Source organism: Burkholderia theae, assembly GCF_048565265.1.
Classification (GTDB): Bacteria; Pseudomonadota; Gammaproteobacteria; order Burkholderiales; family Burkholderiaceae; genus Burkholderia; species Burkholderia theae.
Genome location: NZ_CP183461.1, coordinates 3,286,558 through 3,305,002, shown reverse-complemented (window position 1 = coordinate 3,305,002; position 18,445 = coordinate 3,286,558). Strand labels below are relative to the sequence as shown.

General features: G+C 67.6%; 19 protein-coding genes. 6 read left to right on the top strand and 13 right to left on the bottom strand.

From position 1 onward, the window contains the following. Positions 1-20: 20 nt before the first annotated feature. Complete coding sequence (gene lolB, locus ACN22W_RS15580; RefSeq protein ID WP_193099120.1) at positions 21-641, bottom strand: lipoprotein insertase outer membrane protein LolB; 621 nt, start codon at positions 639-641, stop codon at positions 21-23. Then, positions 641-2,464 (bottom strand): tetratricopeptide repeat protein, encoded by a 1,824-nt coding sequence (locus ACN22W_RS15575; protein WP_193099118.1) that lies wholly within the window; start codon positions 2,462-2,464, stop codon positions 641-643. The genes lolB and ACN22W_RS15575 overlap by 1 nt, the downstream gene beginning before the upstream one ends. 368 nt (positions 2,465-2,832) lie before the next feature. On the opposite strand from ACN22W_RS15575, the gene mutM reads away from it, so the two are divergent. Then, on the top strand, positions 2,833-3,660 hold the full coding sequence (mutM, locus tag ACN22W_RS15570) for a bifunctional DNA-formamidopyrimidine glycosylase/DNA-(apurinic or apyrimidinic site) lyase (protein WP_048246970.1): 828 nt from the start codon (positions 2,833-2,835) through the stop codon (positions 3,658-3,660). Positions 3,661-3,697: 37 nt separating this feature from the next. After that, positions 3,698-4,804, top strand: a complete 1,107-nt coding sequence (mutY, locus tag ACN22W_RS15565; RefSeq protein ID WP_419685344.1) for an A/G-specific adenine glycosylase — start codon at positions 3,698-3,700, stop codon at positions 4,802-4,804. Positions 4,805-4,912: 108 nt separating this feature from the next. On the opposite strand, the gene ACN22W_RS15560 is transcribed toward mutY, so the two are convergent. The 11 genes from ACN22W_RS15560 to kdsD all read right to left on the bottom strand — a co-directional run bounded on the left by ACN22W_RS15560 (position 4,913) and on the right by kdsD (position 14,149). Further along, positions 4,913-5,548, bottom strand: coding sequence for an LON peptidase substrate-binding domain-containing protein (locus ACN22W_RS15560; protein ID WP_048246968.1), 636 nt, complete (start codon positions 5,546-5,548; stop codon positions 4,913-4,915). Positions 5,549-5,575: 27 nt separating this feature from the next. Continuing rightward, the gene (gene rapZ / locus ACN22W_RS15555; RefSeq protein WP_419685343.1) at positions 5,576-6,484 is read right to left on the bottom strand and encodes an RNase adapter RapZ; all 909 of its coding nucleotides are present in this window, start codon (positions 6,482-6,484) and stop codon (positions 5,576-5,578) included. A gap of 75 nt (positions 6,485-6,559) precedes the next feature. Next, complete coding sequence (gene hprK, locus ACN22W_RS15550; protein WP_011353227.1) at positions 6,560-7,528, bottom strand: HPr(Ser) kinase/phosphatase; 969 nt, start codon at positions 7,526-7,528, stop codon at positions 6,560-6,562. Between the two features lie 129 nt (positions 7,529-7,657). Continuing rightward, positions 7,658-8,170 (bottom strand): PTS sugar transporter subunit IIA, encoded by a 513-nt coding sequence (locus ACN22W_RS15545; protein ID WP_048246965.1) that lies wholly within the window; start codon positions 8,168-8,170, stop codon positions 7,658-7,660. Positions 8,171-8,368: 198 nt separating this feature from the next. Further along, complete coding sequence (gene hpf, locus ACN22W_RS15540) at positions 8,369-8,728, bottom strand: ribosome hibernation-promoting factor, HPF/YfiA family (protein WP_006477786.1); 360 nt, start codon at positions 8,726-8,728, stop codon at positions 8,369-8,371. Between the two features lie 158 nt (positions 8,729-8,886). Next, positions 8,887-10,392: an RNA polymerase factor sigma-54 gene (locus tag ACN22W_RS15535; RefSeq protein WP_129512998.1), complete on the bottom strand. Its 1,506-nt coding sequence runs from the start codon at positions 10,390-10,392 to the stop codon at positions 8,887-8,889. A 160-nt stretch (positions 10,393-10,552) separates the two neighbouring features. Further along, positions 10,553-11,329, bottom strand: a complete 777-nt coding sequence (lptB, locus tag ACN22W_RS15530; RefSeq protein ID WP_129512997.1) for an LPS export ABC transporter ATP-binding protein — start codon at positions 11,327-11,329, stop codon at positions 10,553-10,555. Further along, positions 11,326-11,991, bottom strand: coding sequence for a lipopolysaccharide transport periplasmic protein LptA (gene lptA / locus ACN22W_RS15525; protein WP_419685342.1), 666 nt, complete (start codon positions 11,989-11,991; stop codon positions 11,326-11,328). The genes lptB and lptA overlap by 4 nt, the downstream gene beginning before the upstream one ends. 20 nt (positions 11,992-12,011) lie before the next feature. Further along, on the bottom strand, positions 12,012-12,626 hold the full coding sequence (gene lptC / locus ACN22W_RS15520) for an LPS export ABC transporter periplasmic protein LptC (RefSeq protein WP_419685341.1): 615 nt from the start codon (positions 12,624-12,626) through the stop codon (positions 12,012-12,014). A gap of 3 nt (positions 12,627-12,629) precedes the next feature. Beyond that, positions 12,630-13,166 carry a KdsC family phosphatase gene (locus tag ACN22W_RS15515; RefSeq protein ID WP_129512994.1) on the bottom strand — a complete coding sequence of 179 codons (537 nt, stop codon included), beginning with the start codon at positions 13,164-13,166 and terminating at the stop codon, positions 12,630-12,632. Further along, on the bottom strand, positions 13,166-14,149 hold the full coding sequence (gene kdsD / locus ACN22W_RS15510) for an arabinose 5-phosphate isomerase KdsD (protein ID WP_129512993.1): 984 nt from the start codon (positions 14,147-14,149) through the stop codon (positions 13,166-13,168). Before kdsD ends, ACN22W_RS15515 begins: the two co-directional genes overlap by 1 nt. A gap of 126 nt (positions 14,150-14,275) precedes the next feature. On the opposite strand from kdsD, the gene ACN22W_RS15505 reads away from it, so the two are divergent. The 4 genes from ACN22W_RS15505 (at position 14,276) to ACN22W_RS15490 (ending at position 18,440) form a co-directional block, all read left to right on the top strand. Beyond that, positions 14,276-16,282, top strand: coding sequence for a monovalent cation:proton antiporter family protein (locus ACN22W_RS15505; protein WP_048247155.1), 2,007 nt, complete (start codon positions 14,276-14,278; stop codon positions 16,280-16,282). Between the two features lie 78 nt (positions 16,283-16,360). Then, positions 16,361-16,927, top strand: a complete 567-nt coding sequence (locus tag ACN22W_RS15500) for an adenine phosphoribosyltransferase (protein ID WP_011353218.1) — start codon at positions 16,361-16,363, stop codon at positions 16,925-16,927. Between the two features lie 26 nt (positions 16,928-16,953). Then, positions 16,954-17,568 carry a LysE family translocator gene (locus tag ACN22W_RS15495; protein ID WP_419685340.1) on the top strand — a complete coding sequence of 205 codons (615 nt, stop codon included), beginning with the start codon at positions 16,954-16,956 and terminating at the stop codon, positions 17,566-17,568. A 5-nt stretch (positions 17,569-17,573) separates the two neighbouring features. Then, positions 17,574-18,440, top strand: coding sequence for a DUF4743 domain-containing protein (locus tag ACN22W_RS15490; protein WP_419685339.1), 867 nt, complete (start codon positions 17,574-17,576; stop codon positions 18,438-18,440). Positions 18,441-18,445: the final 5 nt, after the last annotated feature.

Sequence of the window (18,445 nt, the reverse complement as noted above, 5' to 3'; positions counted from 1 at the left end):
GTTGTCGGGGCTGGGCGTGCTCACTGGTCGAGCACGAGCTTGATGTCGAGCGGCGGTGTCGCACGCACGAGGTTGACGCGTTTGACGCCCGTGGCCGGGGCATCCGCGTAGGCAAGGTAATCGATGGTCCAGCCGTCCTGGCGGATCTGCTTCACGCGCGTGCCGTCGGCCGGATCGCGCACCGTCTCGGCGGGCGTCGCGGGCGCGGGCGTCGGCTGCAGCCAGTAGCGCAGGCCCGCGAGCGGCAGGTCGAAGCCGAGCGTTTTCTGCATCAGGTCGCCGACGTCCGTCGCATATTGCGTCGGACGGTTCGGCAACTCGAGCGACGCCGCGCTCGGCGTCGATTTCACGACCGCGAGCGTCTGGCCGAGCGGGCTGCGCAACTCGAGCGACACGTCGTCGCCGTGCTCCTGCCAGTCGAAGTTGCCGTACACGTTCTGCTGCTTGCCGAGACGGTCGTCGTACTGCACCGCGAAGCGGCCATGGTAAGCGTGCGTCGCGGCGGTCTGCAGCGCCGCGCCTGTCGGCGCGCTGGCCGACGGCGGCGTGCTTGCGCAGCCGGCGAGCGCGAGCGCCGCGCCGGCCGCGGCCAGCGTGCGCTGCGCGCGGGAAGACAGGGAAAGCATCGGGAACATCTGCATCAAAGGCCGTTGATCTGGAGGCGTTTCAGCGTCTGCACGAGCGTGTCGTTGTCGGGCTCGAGCTTCTGCGCGGCACGCCACGCGGAACGCGCGTCGTCCTGCGCGCCGCTCTTCCACAGCACTTCGCCGAGGTGCGCGCCGATCTCGGCGTTCGGCTGCAGGTCGTACGCGCGCCGCAGGACCGTCGCCGCGCCGGTCGTGTCGCCCATCCGGTACTTCACCCAGCCGAGGCTGTCCATGATGTACGCGTCGTTCGGCGCGAGCGCCATCGCCTTGTCGATCAGCTTGCTGGCCTCGGGCAGGCGCTGGTTGCGGTCGGCGAGCGAATAGCCGAGCGCGTTGTATGCCTGCGGGTTGTCGGGTTGCGTGCGGATCAGCTCGCGCAGCTGCTTTTCCATCGTTGCGTAGTGGCCGGTCTTTTCGGCCGCCATCGCGTAGTCGTAGCGCAGGTCGGGATCGTCGGGGAAGTCCTGGACCGCCTGCCCGAGCCGCGCCTCGGCTTCCGGATAGCGCTTCGCGGTGAACAGGATCGACGCGTCGGTGCGCGCGACCACGGCGGCGTCGCGTGGATCCGAGATGGGCAGGTCGTCGAGCACCTTGCGCGCCTCGTCGGTCTTGCCCTGTTTCTGCAGCAACTGCGCGCGCGTGATCTGCGCGGGCAGGTAGTGCTGGCTCGTCTGGTCGACCTTGTCGAGCCATTGCGACGCCTGCGCGTCGTTGTCCTGGTCGATCGCGATCTGCGCGAGGTAGATGTAGCCCTGGCCGACGTCGAGGTTCGGCTGCTTGTCGCCGAGCTGCACGTACTGCTTCAGGTAGGCGGTTGCTTCGTCGAGTTTCTTCTGCTGGATCTTGATCAGCGCGAGCGCCATCAGCGGCGTCGGATCCTTCGAATCGAGCTTGCGCATCGTCTCGAACTGCTTCTGCGCGTCCTCGAGTCGATCGTCGGCGAGATAGAGCTGCGACAGCGCCAGCCGCGCGTCGCGCGACTTCGGATTCTGCTGAACATATTTCTCGAACGACGCGATGCCCGCCGCGCGTTCCGCCGGCCCCATCTGCGACAGCATCAGCGCTGCCGGCAGATAGTCGGGGCGGAGCTGCAGCGCCTGCTTCAGCGACTGCGCGGCGCCGTCCTTATCGTCGACCGCGAGCTGCTGCCGCGCGATCGCGAGCTGCGTCTCGGGCCGGTTCATGTCGCTCTTCAGCATGTCCTTCAGCACCGCGAGGCCGCCGACGCGGTCGGGGCCGCGCACGAGCAGCGCCTGCAGCGCGAGGATTGCCGGGCCGCGCGTCTCGCCGGTTGCACGGGCCAGCTCGCGCGCGAGCATCGGCTGCGCGTCGGCCGGCTTGCCGGCGAGCACCAGCAGCGCGGCGTCGACCTGCGACGCCCGGTTCGAGTCCGGCGCGTACTGGCGCCACAGGTTCGCGGCGGACAGCGCGTCGGCCGGGCTCTGCGCGCCGAGCGCGATCTCGGTCGCGCGCTGCGCCATGCGCGGATCGCGCGTGTCGCGGGCGAGCGCGAGGTAGGTCTGGTAGGCCGGCGCGGGCTGGTTGCGCTGGAGCGCGACCTCGGCGGCGAGCACCTGGTAGACGATCTGGCTCGTCAGCGGGACGCCGGGGAGATTCTTCTGCTCGTCCGGCATTACATGCTCGAACGCGCCCTGCGGCTCCGCGTCGTCCGATCCCGGATCCTGCGCGTGAGCCGGGAAGGCGGTGAGGGTCCAGGCGGCAAACAACGCGGCGCCGAGTGCACGGCGGACCGGGAAGGCGCGCGCGCCGCGCACGGCGGCGGGGCGCTTCTGAAGCAGCTTCGAGGGCAGGGTCATGGAAATCCGTTCGATGTTTCAACCGATTGTAACGCGCTCGCTACAATACACGCACGATCGTGATAGGGTCTGTTTACATAGGGAACGTACATGCGAATGCCCGAAATCGCCCGCATGGCAAGAAGCGAGGAGGGCCGTTTGGCGAGCCAAACAAGCGACGAGCGACGCCGCCATGCGGGCGATTTCGGGGCATTCCCGTGACATGAATTCTTTAATTTGGGGTTGCCACGAGAACGGCCGCTCGCCGCGTTGCGCTCCTTGCGAATACGCCAGTATTCGCGGCGTCGCGCGCCTCGCGAGCGGCCGTTCTCGTGGCAACGCATGCGCGTTCCCTATGTAAACAGACCCTAGTCTCAGACCCGCAAAACATGCCAGAGTTGCCAGAAGTCGAAGTCACGCGCCGGGGCATCGAGCCCTTTGTCGCGGGCCGCCGCGTCGAGCGTGTCGACGTCCGTACCGCGATGCTGCGCTGGCCCGTGCCGGCGGGGCTCGCCGAGCAGTTGCGCGCGCGCGAGGTGCTCGCCGTCGAGCGTCGCGGCAAGTACCTGCTGTTCGAGGTCGATGCGGGCTGGTTCATCGTCCATCTCGGCATGACGGGCACGCTGCGCGTGCTGCCCGCGGCCGGCGTGCCCGTTGCCGCGAAGCACGACCACATCGACTGGATCTTCGACGAATTCGTGCTGCGGTTCCGCGATCCGCGCCGCTTCGGCGCCGTGCTGTGGCACCCGCGCGAAGCGGGCGACGTGCATGCGCATCCGCTCCTCGCGAGCCTCGGCGTCGAGCCGTTCTCGCCGGCGTTCACCGGCGCGCTGCTGCATGCGCGCACGCGCGGCCGCACGGTGTCGGTCAAGCAGGCGCTGCTCGCGGGCGACATGGTCGTCGGCGTCGGCAACATCTATGCATCCGAGAGCCTGTTTCGCGCCGGCATCCGGCCGACGACGGCCGCCGGCAAGGTCTCGCTGCCGCGTTACGAACGGCTGGCCGATGCCGTGCGCGCGACGCTCGCCGACGCGATCGAGCGCGGCGGCAGCACCCTGCGCGATTTTGTCGGCAGCAACGGCGAAAGCGGCTATTTCCAGCTCGACTGCTTCGTCTACGATCGTGCGGGCCAGCCTTGTCGCGTATGCGGCACACCGATCCGCCAGATCGTGCAGGGCCAGCGGTCGACTTATTTTTGCCCGACCTGCCAGCGTTGAAGACCAGCGTTAAAACCTTTTCCCACGATTAGAAAACTTGAAGCCGCCCCGCCCCGCACCCGCTCCGTTCCCCGTCACGCCGCTGCATCGCACGTTCGCCACGCGCCTGGTCGCGTGGCAGCGCGAGCACGGCCGCCACGACCTGCCTTGGCAGAACACCCGCGATCCGTACCGCATCTGGCTGTCGGAAATCATGCTGCAGCAGACGCAGGTGTCGACCGTCGTCCCGTATTACACGCGCTTTCTCGAACGCTACCCTGACGTCGCCGCGCTCGCGGCGGCGCCGATCGACGACGTGATGGCGTTGTGGGCGGGGCTCGGCTACTACTCGCGCGCGCGCAACCTGCACCGCTGCGCGCAGGTCGTCGTCGCCGAGCATGGCGGCGTGTTTCCGTCGACCCCCGACGCGCTGGCCGAACTGCCGGGCATCGGCCGCTCGACGGCCGCGGCGATCGCGTCGTTCGCCTACGCCGCGCGCGCGACGATCCTCGACGGCAACGTGAAGCGCGTACTCGCGCGGGTGTTCGGCGTCGAGGGTTTTCCGGGCGAGAAGCGCGTCGAGAACGACATGTGGGCACTCGCCGAATCGCTGCTGCCCGACGCCGCGAACGCGGCCGACGTGAGCGCCTATACACAGGGCTTGATGGATCTCGGCGCGACGCTGTGCGTGCGCGGCAAGCCCGATTGCGCGCGTTGTCCGTTCGCGGGCGACTGCGTCGCGCAATCGACGGGCCGCCAGCGCGAACTGCCGGCCGCGCGGCCGAAGAAGGCCGTGCCGACGCGCAAGACCTGGATGCTCGTGCTGCGCGACGGCGACGCCGTGCTGCTGGAGCGGCGGCCGCCGGCCGGCATCTGGGGGGGCCTGTGGAGCCTGCCGCAAGCCGACGGCGACGCCGCGCTCGCGGAACTCGCGCGTGGCTTCGGCGGCGGCGGTCCGGTGCCGCTCGCGCCGCTCACGCACACGTTCACGCATTTCCGGCTCGAGATCGAGCCGCGGCTGAGCGACATGACGGATGGCGGTGGTGTGCTGCCGCACGGGCGGGACGCGGACACCACATGGGTGCCGCTGAGCCGGCTCGACGCGTACGGTGTGCCGGCGCCGGTGCGCAAGCTGCTCGATGCGCTGAGCGGGCCGCTGCTGTAACGAAAGGAGAAGGGCGTGGCTCGCGCGCTCAAGAGCGCGCCGGGCCGCCCCAGGTGGGAAGTCTTCCTGGGGAGCGACTCTGTCGGCGCAGGGTGTGGCTGGAGGTACTCAAAGCCAGCCGTGCCGGTCGAGCACGTGATGCACGGCGTCGATGCGGGCGCCGACGTCCGGAAACTCCATCAGCTTTTGCCGCGCGCGCAGGTCGAGCGGCAGCAGTTCGGCCAGTCGGTTCGACACCCAGCTCGGATCGTCGAGGCGGAACGGTTCGCCGAACGGCATCTTGCCCGGTTCGGACTTCTTCAGCGCGTCGATGATGCGCTCGAGCACCTCGGCGCACGAGCCGAACTGCGCGAGCGTCTGCTCGCCTTCGAGCGGGATGTCGTCGGGCAGCGGCTCCGCGATGCCGACCAGCAGCCCGTTGCCTTCGACGCGATACGACAGCAGCTCGAAACGCTGCGTGCCGACCGCCTGCAGATACAGCATCCCGAATTCACCGGTGTCGCATTCGGTGATGCGCGCCATGCAACCGATGGTTTCGGGCACCGATACAGCGCCGTCCTGCGCGACTTCGGGCCCGCTCTTCAGCAGGCACACGCCGAACGGCGCATCGTCGCGCAGGCATGCGCGAGACATGTCGAGATAGCGCGCCTCGAACACCTTGAGCGGGAGCAGGCCTCCCGGAAACAGCACCGTATGCAGCGGAAACAACGGCAGGTCGATCAGGGTGGTCGATAGAGAGGACATGGCGCGCTGACGAAGGAGCGGGCGTCGCTAGGGTCGGTGGACCTCGGAGACGAGCCGCGACGACGCGTCGACATCCACTGGCGCGTCACGATGCCGCACGATCACGTTCGCCTCGTGCGCGACGCGCGCGGCGAGCGTTTCCGCGATGAACACCGAGCGATGCTGGCCGCCCGTACAGCCGATGGCGACGGTCAGGTAGCTGCGGTTGTCATCACGGAAGTGCGGCAGCCATTTCATCAGGAACGCATGGATGTCGTCGATCATCTGGTGGACGATCGGCAGTGCGTCGAGAAAGGCGATGACCGGCTGGTCGAGCCCGGTGAGCGGGCGCAACTCGTGGTCGTAGTACGGATTCGGCAGCGCGCGTACGTCGAACATCAGGTCGGCGTCGAGCGGCACGCCGCGCTTGAAGCCGAACGACTCGAACATCAGCATCAGGTCGTTGTCCTTCTGCTCGATGAAGCGCTTGACCCACGTGCGCAGCACGTTCGCGCGCAGTGTGCTGGTATCGATCTGGTGGCCGAATTCGGCGAGCGGCGCGACGAGGTCGCGCTCGCGCTCGATCGCTTCCTCCAGCGACGACAGCAGGCCAACGTTCGCGTCGTGCGACGGCGAGCCGGACAGCGGATGGCGGCGGCGCGTTTCGGAGAAGCGCTGGATCAGCGCCTGGGTACTCGCGTTGAGGAACAGTACGCGCACGTCGTGCTCGCGCGACAGATCGCGGATCAGGCCGGGCATTTCGTCGAGCGATGCGCTCGAGCGCGCGTCGATCGCGACCGCGAGCCGGCGCTGGCCGTCCTCGGCGAGGTAGCGGGCGAGTTCGGGGAGCACGCGCGGCGGCAGGTTGTCGACGCAGTAATAGCCTGCGTCTTCGAGCGCGTTCAGCGCGACGGACTTGCCTGAGCCGGAGATGCCGGTGATAAGGACGATGCGCATGGGAAGCAGAGAATCCTGACGTTTCATCATAGCACCGGCTCGACGCGTCGGCGTTGCGCGGCCGGCGCGTGCGGGTTACACCAGCTTGCCGGGGAACTGACTGTCGGGATCTTGCATCGCGAGTCGTTGCCGATCCATGAAATCGCGCAACGTGTCGATTCCGCGCAACTGCAGGATCGTGTTCCGGACGGCTGCCTCGACGAGCACCGCGAGGTTGCGGCCGGCCGCCACCTGGATCGTGACCTTGCTGATCGGCAGGCCGAGCACGTCGACGGTCTGGCTTTCGAGCGGCAGGCGCTGGAATTCGCCGTCGGGGCGGCGCACGAGCTGGACGATCAGCTTCAGCTTCATTTTCCGCCGCACGGCGGTCTCGCCGAAGATCGTCTTGATGTCGAGCAGGCCGAGGCCGCGCACCTCGAGCAGGTTCTGCAGCAGCGGCGGGCAACGCCCTTCGACGAAATCGGGGCCAAGACGGACGAAATCGACCGCGTCGTCGGCGACGAGGCCGTGGCCGCGGCTGATCAGCTCGAGACCGAGCTCGCTCTTGCCGAGGCCCGAATCGCCGGTCAGCAGCACGCCCATCCCGAGGATGTCGATGAACACGCCGTGCAGCGTCGCACGCGGCGCGAGGATGCGCGACATGTAGAGCCGCAGGCTGTCGATCACCGCGGCGGCCGACATCGGCGTCGTGAACAGCGGAGTCGACGAGCGCGTGCAGCGGAGCACGAGTTCGGGCGGCGCGGCGGCGCCGCCGGCGACGACGAGGAACGGTGGTTCGAGGGCGATCAGCTCGGCCATGTGGCGTGAGCGGTCTTCGTCGGTCTGTCGCTGGTAGTAGTCGATTTCGGCTTCGCCGAGCACCTGGATCCGGTTCGGGTGGATCAGGTTCAGGTGGCCGACGAGGTCGGCGCTCGAGGTCGCATTGCCGACCGTGTCGGCCGAAAAGCCGCGTTCCCAGCCTTCATGCCCCGTCAGCCAGCTCAGTTTCAGCGTGGCCGCGTTGTCGTCGAAGATGCTCTGGGCGTTGATGCTGGACGTATCCATGACTTTCGTCACTCCAATGGGCCGGCGCATGCGCGCGGCGACGGACGTCGCCATGCCGGGCCGGCACCGGGCGGCCCTGGTCGGCGGCGTGTGCCGCCTTGTACGGGAAAATATTCCGCCCGGATCAACTCAAGGTTGCCACTGAGTGAGCAGGCGATGCAACTCGGCGATGTCCGTTTCGTTGTGCAGACGCTCGCGCGCGTCGCGATCGGACAGCAGTTGCGCGATTTCCGACAGGATTTCGAGGTGCTGCTGGGTGGCTTGCTCGGGGACGAGCAGGAAAATCAGGAGGCCAACCGGCTGGCCGTCGGGCGCTTCGAACGGGATCGCGTCGGCGAGCCGGACGAACGCGGCGAGCGGGTGCTTGAGACCCTTGATGCGCCCGTGCGGAATCGCGACGCCTTCGCCAAGCCCGGTCGAGCCGAGGCGCTCGCGCGCGAACAGGTTGTCCGTGACGGTGCTGCGGGCGACGCCGTTCTGATTCTCGAACATCAGCCCGGCTTGTTCGAAGACGCGTTTCTTGCTGGTGACTGAGAGGTCGATGACGACGTTCTCTATGGGCAGGATTTTGGCTAGGCGATTCATGTTGGCAGGCGATTGGGCGGCCTGGGGTCTCCTTGCGGCGGCAGACTGATTTTCCATGTTCAGGCGATATCAAGGCATTTGGCATCGGCAACCTGCAACGCAGCTACCGCACCCAACGCCCCCCCGGCGATAACCGGAACATTATAGAGCACAGCCGCGTGCGTGGCGCAGCATGGACGGACCGGTCGCACCACGGGCGCGGAGTCGCAAAAAAAACGCCCGGCGAACCGGGCGGCGTGCGTGTTGCGGTGTCGGTTACTGCGGCGGCAGTTCGATCTGGTCGATCGACGGCTGAAGCTTGATCGGGTCGTGCGCGTGCGTTTGCAGGCGCTCCATGTGCTTGACGACCTGGCGATCCAGCTTGTCGATCAGGAGATCGATCGCTGCGTACAGGTTACCGTTCGCGCTTTCGACGAAGATGTCCTTGCCCTTCAGGTGCAGGTTGATTTCCGCGCGCTGCTGCTTGTCCTTTTCCTTGTGATTGTCGACCGAGAGGATCACAGTGCCATCGATCACCTGATCGCTATGCCGTAGCACCCGGTCCAGCTTGGTGATGACGTACTCGCGAATTGCAGGCGTGACTTCGAGATGATGTCCACTGATCTTCAGGTTCATAGTGCTTCTCCAAGCGAGTGACCACCCGGCCGCATCGAGGCGGCGCTCCGGTCGACTTGCCCTTGCCGCACGAAGCGGCGTATCGCGGACAGGTCGCCCGGCTTGTTCCCCGTGTGCGCGGTGGCCGGAACACGCCTGCCGCCGGGCAGGCAGCAGGCCTAAAGAGACTTGCGCAGATTCACTGCCGGGATTTTGAGGGCTTCGCGATATTTCGCAACCGTGCGGCGCGCGACCACGAAACCCTGTTCTGCCAGCAGCTCGGCAATGCGGCTGTCCGAAAGTGGCGATTTTGGGTCTTCAGCTCCTATCAGTTGCTTGATGAGGGCTCGGATGGCGGTCGACGAGGCGGCGCCACCGGTGTCGGTCGAAACGTGAGATCCGAAGAAGTACTTAAATTCAAGCGTCCCGAACGGGGTCAGCATGTACTTCCCGGTTGTCACACGGCTGACAGTCGACTCGTGTAGGCCCAGCGTATCAGCTATTTCCCGCAAAACCAAGGGGCGCATGGCAATTTCACCGTGCGCAAAGAAATTCTTCTGACGCTCGACAATAGCCTGCGCGACACGCAGGATCGTGTCGAAACGCTGCTGGATGTTTTTGATCAGCCAGCGTGCTTCCTGGAGCTGCTGCTTCAGCGAACCGGCCGACGGATCGCCGCGGCTGTTGCGCAGGATGTTCGCGTAGAGGTTGTTGATCCGCAGACGCGGCACGACCTCCGGATTGAGTTCCGCGAGCCATCCCTGGCCGACCTTCTTCACCATGATGTCAGGCACGACGTAGTCGGCCTCGGCCTTGCCGTACGCGGCGCCGGGGAACGGCTCCAGCGAGCGGATCAGCGCGTGCGCGTCGCGCAGCGCGTCGTCGCTCGCCTTCAGGTGCTTGCGCAACCGTGTGAAGTCGCGTGCGGCGAGCAGTTCCAGATGCTGCGACACGATCTCGAGCGCGAGCGTGCGCGTCGGGGACGGATCGAGGCGCAGCAACTGCAGCTTCAGGCATTCGGAGGCCGAGCGGGCGCCGACCCCGGCCGGGTCGAAGCTGTGCAGCAGCGCGAGCGCCGCGTTCAGTTCGTCGCAGTCGATCTCCAGCTCGGACGGCAGGTCGGCGAGCACTTCGTCGAGCGTCGCGGTCAGGTAGCCGTCGTCGTCGAGCGATTCGATCAGGAACATCACGAGCGCGCGATCGCGCGGGCCGGCCTGCGTGACGCGCAATTGCGCGGACAGGTGGTCGCGCAGCGACGTCGCGGCTTCCTGTACCTGCAGCGGCGGGAGGTCGTCGTCGTCGGATGCGCCGCTCGAGCGGCCGTATTCGTCGAGATTCCATTGCGGGCCGTCGTTGCCGTCGCCGGATCCATAACCGTCGTATTCGTCCGCGCCGGCCGGTTCGTCGCGCTCCGCGCGATCGCTCGACTGGCTGCTGCTGTTCGCCGCGCTTGGCTCGGTGTTCTGCGCGGGGGGCGTCTGCGCGATCAGCGATCCGTCCGATGCAACGCGCAACGGGCTCGCGATCCATTCGTCGTCGCTCTCGAGGAGCGGGTTCTGCGCGACGGCCATCGCGACTTCCTGTTGCAATTCGAGCGTCGACAACTGCAGGAGCCGGATCGACTGCTGTAGCTGGGGCGTCAGCGCCAGATGTTGCGACAGGCGGAGTTGAAGGCTGGCTTTCATGGCAAGGAGGGAGTCATACCGGCAGTGTGCCACGACCCAGGCGCGTTGAGCCATCCGCGATTACGCGCGGCGCGCCGCCCGGTCGCGGGCATGGCCGCGAAGCGGGGCGCTGCCCCGCGCGGCGATGCCGGGCGGGGTGCAGCCAGCCACGAGGAGGGAGTTACATGCGGAAGTGCTCGCCGAGGTACACGCGGCGTACGCTTTCGTTTTCGATGATATCGCTCGGCGCGCCGGCGGCGAGCACCGAGCCGTCGCTGATGATGTACGCGTGGTCGCAGATGCCGAGCGTTTCGCGGACGTTGTGATCGGTAATCAGCACGCCGATGTTGCGCTGCTTCAGGAACTTGACGATCTTCTGGATCTCGAGCACCGCGATCGGGTCGACGCCGGCGAACGGTTCGTCGAGCAGGATGAAGCTCGGGTTGGTCGCGAGCGCGCGCGCGATTTCGACACGGCGTCGTTCGCCGCCCGACAGCGACAGCGCGGGGTTCTCGCGCAGGTGGCCGATCTGCAGCTCGTCGAGCAGCGCTTCGGTGCGCGACGCGATCCCGTCCTTCGACAGCCGCTTGCCGTCCTCGCCGTATTGCAGCTCGAGCACCGCGCGGATGTTTTCCTCGACGGTCAGCTTGCGGAACACGGATGCTTCCTGCGGCAGGTACGACAGGCCGAGCGACGCGCGCTTGTGGATCGGCAGCAGGCTGATCGAGCTGCCGTTCAGCGAGATCTCGCCCGCGTCGAGCGGCACGAGGCCGACGATCATGTAGAACGACGTGGTCTTGCCGGCACCGTTCGGGCCGAGCAGGCCGACGACTTCGCCGCTCTTCACGTCGAGCGACACGTTCTTGACGACCGTGCGCGAGCCGTAGCGCTTCTTCAGGTTGCGGACGACGAGCGAACTCGTGGTGCCGGCCGGCTGGCGGTTCGGTAACGCGTTCATTGGCCCGGCGCTCCCTGGATGGTGGTCGACGGCGACAGCTTCGCCGGCGCACCGTTCAGCGGAGCGGGGCCGCCGTTCTTCGGCGACAGCATCGCGCGCACGCGGCCGTTCGGGTTACCCGGCGCGGCGACATCCTTGCCGCCCTTGGCGGTGTAGAAATCGCGCTGGCCGTCGTACGTGACCACGCTGCCGTGCACGGTGTCGGCGATGGTCGACGTGCCCTGCAGGCGGCGCACGGTCGCGGCGGTCGTCAGCGTGGTCAGGTCCTGCTTGCCGTCGTAGTCGATGCGCTCGGCGTCGCCGTCGATGTATTCGTCGAGGCCTTCGCGCTTCTGGCGGAACGTCGCGTGCTTCTTGCTGCTGCCGAACGACGTGGCGTACTGATAGCCTTCCGGGTCCTGGCGCACTTCGACGCGATCGCCCTTGATGATGATCGTGCCCTTCGTGATCACGACGTTGCCGGCCGCGACCGTGACCTGCTTCAGGTCGTCGTAGGTCAGGTTGTCGGCCTCGACGTTGATCGGCTTGCTCTGGTCGGCCTTCTCGGCATGGGCGAGCGGCGCCAGCCCGATCAGCGGGAGCGCCACGAGCGTCGCGGCGAGCGCGGCGCGGACGGCGCGCGCAGCGCCGCCGGAATTCTGTCGAGGGAACGGTTCGTTCATGCAGTCACGTGAGGGATGCGTCACTTGGGTTGACCTTTCGAGCCGCCGGACGTGTCCGTCGCGGCAATCGTGCCGCGCACGTTGCCGTAAAGCTCGATGACCCGGGTGACGTTGTTGTACTTCATGCCGTCGGTCGCGTTGACGAGCGACAGGCCGCGCTGAAGTTTAACCGGCTTTTCGGTCTGGATCACATCGTCATTGACGAAGATCCGGAAATGCTGGGAATCGGCCTGCATCTGCGGATCGCCGCCGCCGGCCGCGCGCAGGATGCGCGCGTTGTCGTACAAATCGACGATCGACACGTCGCCGTTGACGGTGCCGCGCTTCGCGGTGGTCGTCACAACCGGTTTGCCGGGCTGGAATGCGCGCATGGCCGGATCGGTCAGGTCGCTGTTTTCGGTGTCTTCGTAGTGGATCAGGTTCGCGGCCGTCAGCCGGTACTGGGTCGTGCCGGACTGGTCGAGCTCGGTGACCGAGAAGTTGTCCGCGAAATAATCGGGCGTATGGCGCTTCGGCTGCGCGACGCCCTCTCCGGGCAGCGGCAGCGTGGCCTGCAGCAGCCACCAGGTGATGCCCGCGAGCGCGGCGACCGCGGCGAGCGGCAGCAGCTGGGTCCAGCGGAAATGCGTACTCATCCGTCAGGCTCCGCAGGCGGCCGCGAGCAGCGCGTCGTAGCGGCGCTGCGCGCGCAGGATCGCGTCGCAGACTTCGCGCACGGCGCCCTGGCCGCCCCGGGCCTCGGCCACCCAGTGCGCGCGGGCGATCACCTCGGGGTGTGCGTTGGCGGGCGCGGTCGCGAAGCCGCAGCGCAGCATCACGGGCAGGTCGGGCCAGTCGTCGCCCATGTAGCCGCATGCGTCGGCGGTGAGGCCGAGCGACGCGATCAGGTCGGCGAACACGGTGAGCTTGTTCTCGACGCCCTGGAACAGGTGCGCAATCTTCATTTCCCTGGCGCGCGCCGCGACGATTTCCGAGCGGCGGCCCGTGATGATCGCGGTCGCGATGCCGGCTTCGCCGAGCAGCTTCACACCGTGGCCGTCGAGCGAGTTGAACGACTTCATCGCATCGCCGGCGGCGGTAAACAGCAGGCCGCCGTCGGTCAATACACCGTCGACGTCGAAAATCATCAGCTTCACGCGGCTCGCGCGCTCGGCCGCAGTCAACGCTGCGCTCATCAGATCACCTTCTTCGAAAACAGGTCGTGCATGTTCAGCGCGCCGATCAGCGCGCCGTCGGCATCGACGACCAGCATCTGGTTGATCCGGTGGCGCTCCATCAGTTCCACGGCCTCGACCGCCAGGTGGTCCGGCGCGATCGTGCGCGGGTTGTGCGTCATCACGTCGGCGATCGGCAGCGTGCGGAAGTCGCCGTCGCGCGCGAGCACGCGGCGCAGGTCGCCGTCGGTGAAGATGCCGACGACCTTGCCGTCGGCGTCGACCACCGCCGTCATGCCCAGGCGCTTCGCGGTGATCTGGAACAGCGCATCCGACAGCGTCGCGTCGAGCCCGATGGACGGGACGTCGTCGCCCGAGCGCATCACGTCGCGCACGTAGGTGAGCAGGCGCCGGCCGAGCGCACCGCCCGGGTGCGAGCGCGCGAAGTCTTCCGAACCGAAGCCGCGCGCGTCGAGCACGGCGACGGCGAGCGCGTCGCCGAGCGCGAGCGCGGCGGTCGTGCTCGCGGTGGGCGCGAGGTTCAGCGGGCACGCTTCCTTCGACACCGCGGCGTTCAGGTTCACGTCGGCGAGCGTGCCGAGGCTCGATTCCGCGCGGCCCGTGATCGCGATCAGCTTCGCGCCGATCCGCTTGACGAGCGGCAGGATCGCGACGAGTTCTTCCGATTCACCGGAGTACGAGATGCCGATGAAGACGTCGTCGGAGGTGACCATCCCGAGGTCGCCGTGGCTGGCCTCGGCGGGATGGACGAAGAAGGCCGGCGTGCCGGTGCTCGCCAGCGTTGCTGCGATCTTGCGGGCGATATGCCCCGATTTGCCGATTCCGGAAACCACCACGCGGCCGCTGCAGCCGAGCAGCAGCGCGACGGCCTGGACGAAGTCGCCGTCGAGCTGGTCGCGCAGCGCGCGCACGGCGTCCGCCTCGATGTCGAGCACGTCGCGGGCGAGCGCGAGCGCGCGGTTGTCATTGATTTTCGCTATCATGCGCGGAGTATAGCAAAGGCGTTTGTTCGCCGCGCCGGGCCTTCGGACTCGTCCGAAGTTGCCTATCCCACGCTACGCCACCGTGCCCGCTTTGCGGTGGCCCCGACGAACGAGGACGCTTTGCCCGTGATTTCCCCGCTCGAAATGACGCTCATGCTGCTGCTGGCTTCAGTGGTGGGCGTCGTCGTGTTCCGTTCGCTGAACCTCCCGCCGATGCTCGGCTACCTGACCGTCGGCATCCTGGTCGGCCCGCATGCGCTCGGGATCGCGGCGGATCTCGAACGCGCCGAGCATCTCGCGGAATTCGGCGTCGTGTTCCTGATGTTCTCGATCGGCCTCGAATTCTCCCTTGCGAAGCTGAGGTCGATGCAGCGGCTCGTGTTCGGGCTCGGGCTGCTGCAGGTGGTCGCGACGCTGGTGCTCGCGCTCGCGCTCGGCGCGCTGTTCGAGCGCTGGGTGCACATCACGTGGCAGGGCAGCATCGCGCTCGGCGGCGCGCTCGCGATGTCGTCGACGGCGATCGTGTCGAAGATGCTCGCCGAGCGGCTCGAGATCGAGACCGAGCACGGCCGCAACATCTTCGGCGTGCTGCTGTTCCAGGATCTCGCGGTGGTGCCGCTGCTGATCGTGATCGCCGCGTTCGGTGCCGAATCGTCGAAGGATCTCGCGCTGACGCTCGGCTTTGCGGCCGTGAAGATCGTGATCGCGCTCACGCTGCTGCTGGTCATCGGGCAGCGCTTCATGACGCGCTGGCTCAACGTCGTCGCGCGGCGCCGCTCGCAGGAGCTGTTCGTGCTGAACCTGCTGCTCGTCACGCTCGGCGCCGCGTTCATCACCGACAAGTTCGGCCTGTCGCTCGCGCTCGGCGCGTTCATCGCGGGGATGCTGATCTCCGAGACGCCGTTCCGTCACCAGGTGGAGGAGGACATCAAGCCGTTCCGCGACGTGCTGCTCGGCCTGTTCTTCGTGACGACCGGGATGCTGCTCGACCCGCGCGTGATCTGGGAGCATCCGTTGCTCGTGCTCGGCTTCTTCGTCGGCCAGGTGCTGTTCAAGGCCACGATGATCACGGGGCTCGCGCGGCTGTTCGGCGCGACGCCGGGCGTCGCGATGCGCACGGGTATCGGGCTCGCGCAGGCCGGCGAGTTCGGCTTCGTGCTGCTGAACCTGATCCTCGACCGGCATCTCGTCGATTCGACGCTGCTGCAGGCGATCCTCGCGTCGATGCTGCTGTCGATGCTCGCCGCGCCGTTCCTGATCCAGAACGCCGACCGGATCGTGATGCGGCTGTCGTCGACCGAATGGATGCAGCAGTCGCTGCAGATGACGCGGATCGCGACGCAGAGCCTCAAGCAGCGCGGCCACGTGATCATCTGCGGCTACGGCCGCGCGGGCCAGAACCTGGCGCGGATGCTCGAACAGGAAGGCATCTCGTATGTCGCGCTCGACCTCGACCCCGATCGCGTGAGCGCGGCCGCGACCGCCGGCGAATCGGTCGTGTTCGGCGACGCGGCGCGCCGCGAGTCGCTGCTCGCGGCCGGTATCCACCGTGCGGCGGCCGTCGCGATCACCTATGCGAACACGCCGTCCGCGCTGCGCGTGCTGCACCACGTGCACGAGCTCGAGCCGACGCTGCCCGCGATCGTGCGTACCGTCGACGATGCCGATCTCGAGAAACTGCTCGCGGCCGGCGCGACCGAAGTGATTCCGGAGATCGTCGAGGGCAGCCTGATGCTCGCGTCGCACACGCTGGTGCTGGTCGGCGTGCCGATGCGCAAGGTCGTGCGGCGCGTCGAGGAGATGCGCGACGAGCGCTACAGCCTGCTGCGCGGTTATTTCCGCGGCGCGGACGACGCGGACGACGACGACCACGAGCAGGTGCGGCTACAATCGGTGCCGGTCGATGCGCGCGCGGATGCGGTCGGGCGCTCGCTGGAGGAGCTCGGGCTGTATGCGCTCGGGCTGGAAGTCACGGCGATCCGCCGGCACGGCATCCGCGGCGTCGAACCCGACCCGCAGACCAAGCTGCGCGCGAGCGACATCGTCGTGCTGCGCGGGCTGCCCGAGGCGCTCGCGCTCGCGGAGGAGCGGCTGTCGCGCCATCGGCGCGATCCGCCGGCCGCGGCCGCTTGAGCCACGATTCAATAACCTGACCCGTATTTATTCGAAACGGTGCCCGATCTTCGCGCACCGTTTTTTTCGGAGAGTTTCATGCCGCATTCGTCGTCGGGCGCGCCGCTCGATCCGGTCGCCTTCATCCACAGCCAGATTCGCACGGTGCCCGACTGGCCGCAGCCCGGCGTGATGTTCCGCGACATTACGACGCTGCTGCAGAGCCCGAAGGCGCTGCGCATCCTCGTCGACCTGTTCGTCGAACGTTATGTCGATGCGAAGCTCGACTATGTCGCGGGCCTCGATGCGCGCGGTTTCATCATCGCACCGATCGTCGCGTACGAACTGAGCGTCGGCTTCGTGCCGATCCGCAAGGTCGGCAAGCTGCCGTACAAGACGCGCTCGGAGTCGTACGACCTCGAATACGGCAGCGCGACGGTCGAGATCCACGAAGATGCGTGCCGCCCCGGCGACCGCGTGATCATCATGGACGACCTGATCGCGACCGGCGGCACGATGATGGCGGGGCGCAACCTGCTGCAGCGGCTCGGCGCGGAAGTCGTCGAAGGCGCGGCGATCATCGACCTGCCCGATCTCGGCGGCTCGGCGCTGCTGCGCAACGCGGGACTGCCCGTCTATACCGTCACCGAATTCGCCGGCCACTGAAACCCGGCTTAAACCGCGAGGTCACGATGCCCAACTTCATGCTGTTTCTCGCCACGTCGATCGCGATCACCTTCGCGCCGGGTCCCGACAACCTGCAGGTGCTCGCACGCGGCATCTCGCAGGGCCGCGCGGCCGGCTTCGTCGCCGCGCTCGGCTTCAGCGCCGGGATCCTGTTCCACACGACGCTCGCGGCGCTCGGCGTCGCGGCGTTGCTGCGTTCGTCGCCGGTCGCGTTCGAGATCCTGAAGCTCGCGGGCGCCGCGTATCTGGTGTGGATCGGCATCAAGGCGCTGCGCAGCCAGGGCCTCTCGAATGCGCACGAGCGCCCGCCACAGCCGCTCGGCACGATCTTCCGGCAGAGCGTGATCGGCAACCTGATGAACCCGAAGGTCACGCTGTTCTTCGTCGTGTTCCTGCCGCAGTTCGTCGATCCGCACGGCGTGCAGGGCGTGACGCTGCAGATGTTCGAGCTCGGCGCGCTGTTCATGCTGCAGACGGCCGCGATCTTCTCGCTGTTCGGCGTCGGCGCGGGTGCGATCGGCGCCTGGCTGAAGCGCCGCCCGAAGGCCGGCGTGTGGCTCGACCGGCTGGCCGGCGCGACCTTCATCGCGCTTGGCATCCGCGTCGCGCTGAAGGACTGATGGCGATGACGTTTCCGTGCATCGCGGCCGCGCGGCGCTTCGATCCGGCCGCGCACCTGCGTTTCGAGATCGCCGGCCAGGCGGTTGGCTGGGTGCGCCGCCAGGACGTCGCGAAGCTTGCCCGCTGGCCCGACGTGTTCGAGCTGACCGGCGAGCACGTCGTGCTGTCGGCGCGCTACGACTCGGTCGACGCGCGCAGCATGGCGCTGGCGAGCGCGATCGGCGCGCTCGCGGCCGAAGGCGCGATTCCGGGCTGGCGCGACGAGATCTATGCGATCCGCAACCGCTTCGACGATCCGCCGCTCGCGTACATCGAGCGCGCCGCGTCGCGCTTTTTCGGCACGCAGACTTATGCGGTGCATCTGAACGGCATCGTAGAATATGCGGTTGCGCCGGGCGCGCCTTCCGCCGCGGCCGTGCCGCAGATGTGGCTCGGCCGCCGCAGCGCGACCAAGGCAACCGATCCCGGCATGCTCGACAACGTCGTCGCGGGCGGCATCGGCTGGGGCTTGAGCGTTCACGAGACGCTCGCGAAGGAGTGCTGGGAAGAAGCCGGTATTCCGGCCGAACTGGCGGTGCGCGCGATCGCGGGCCGCGCGGTGCAGGTGCTGTGCTCGCTGCCGGAAGGCACGCAGTCCGAACTGATCTTTGTGTACGACCTGCCGCTGCCGCACGACTTCGCGCCGCGCAACCAGGACGGCGAAGTGGCCGAGCACCTGCTGGCCGGCGTGCCCGAGGTGATCGGCTGGTTGCGCGAAGGCCGCGCGACGATGGATGCGAGCCTCGCGACGCTCGATACGCTGCTGCGCCATCGCTGGCTCGCGGCGGCCGACGCGGCGGGCATCGACGCGCTGTTCGCGCCGGCCGCGTGACGCGC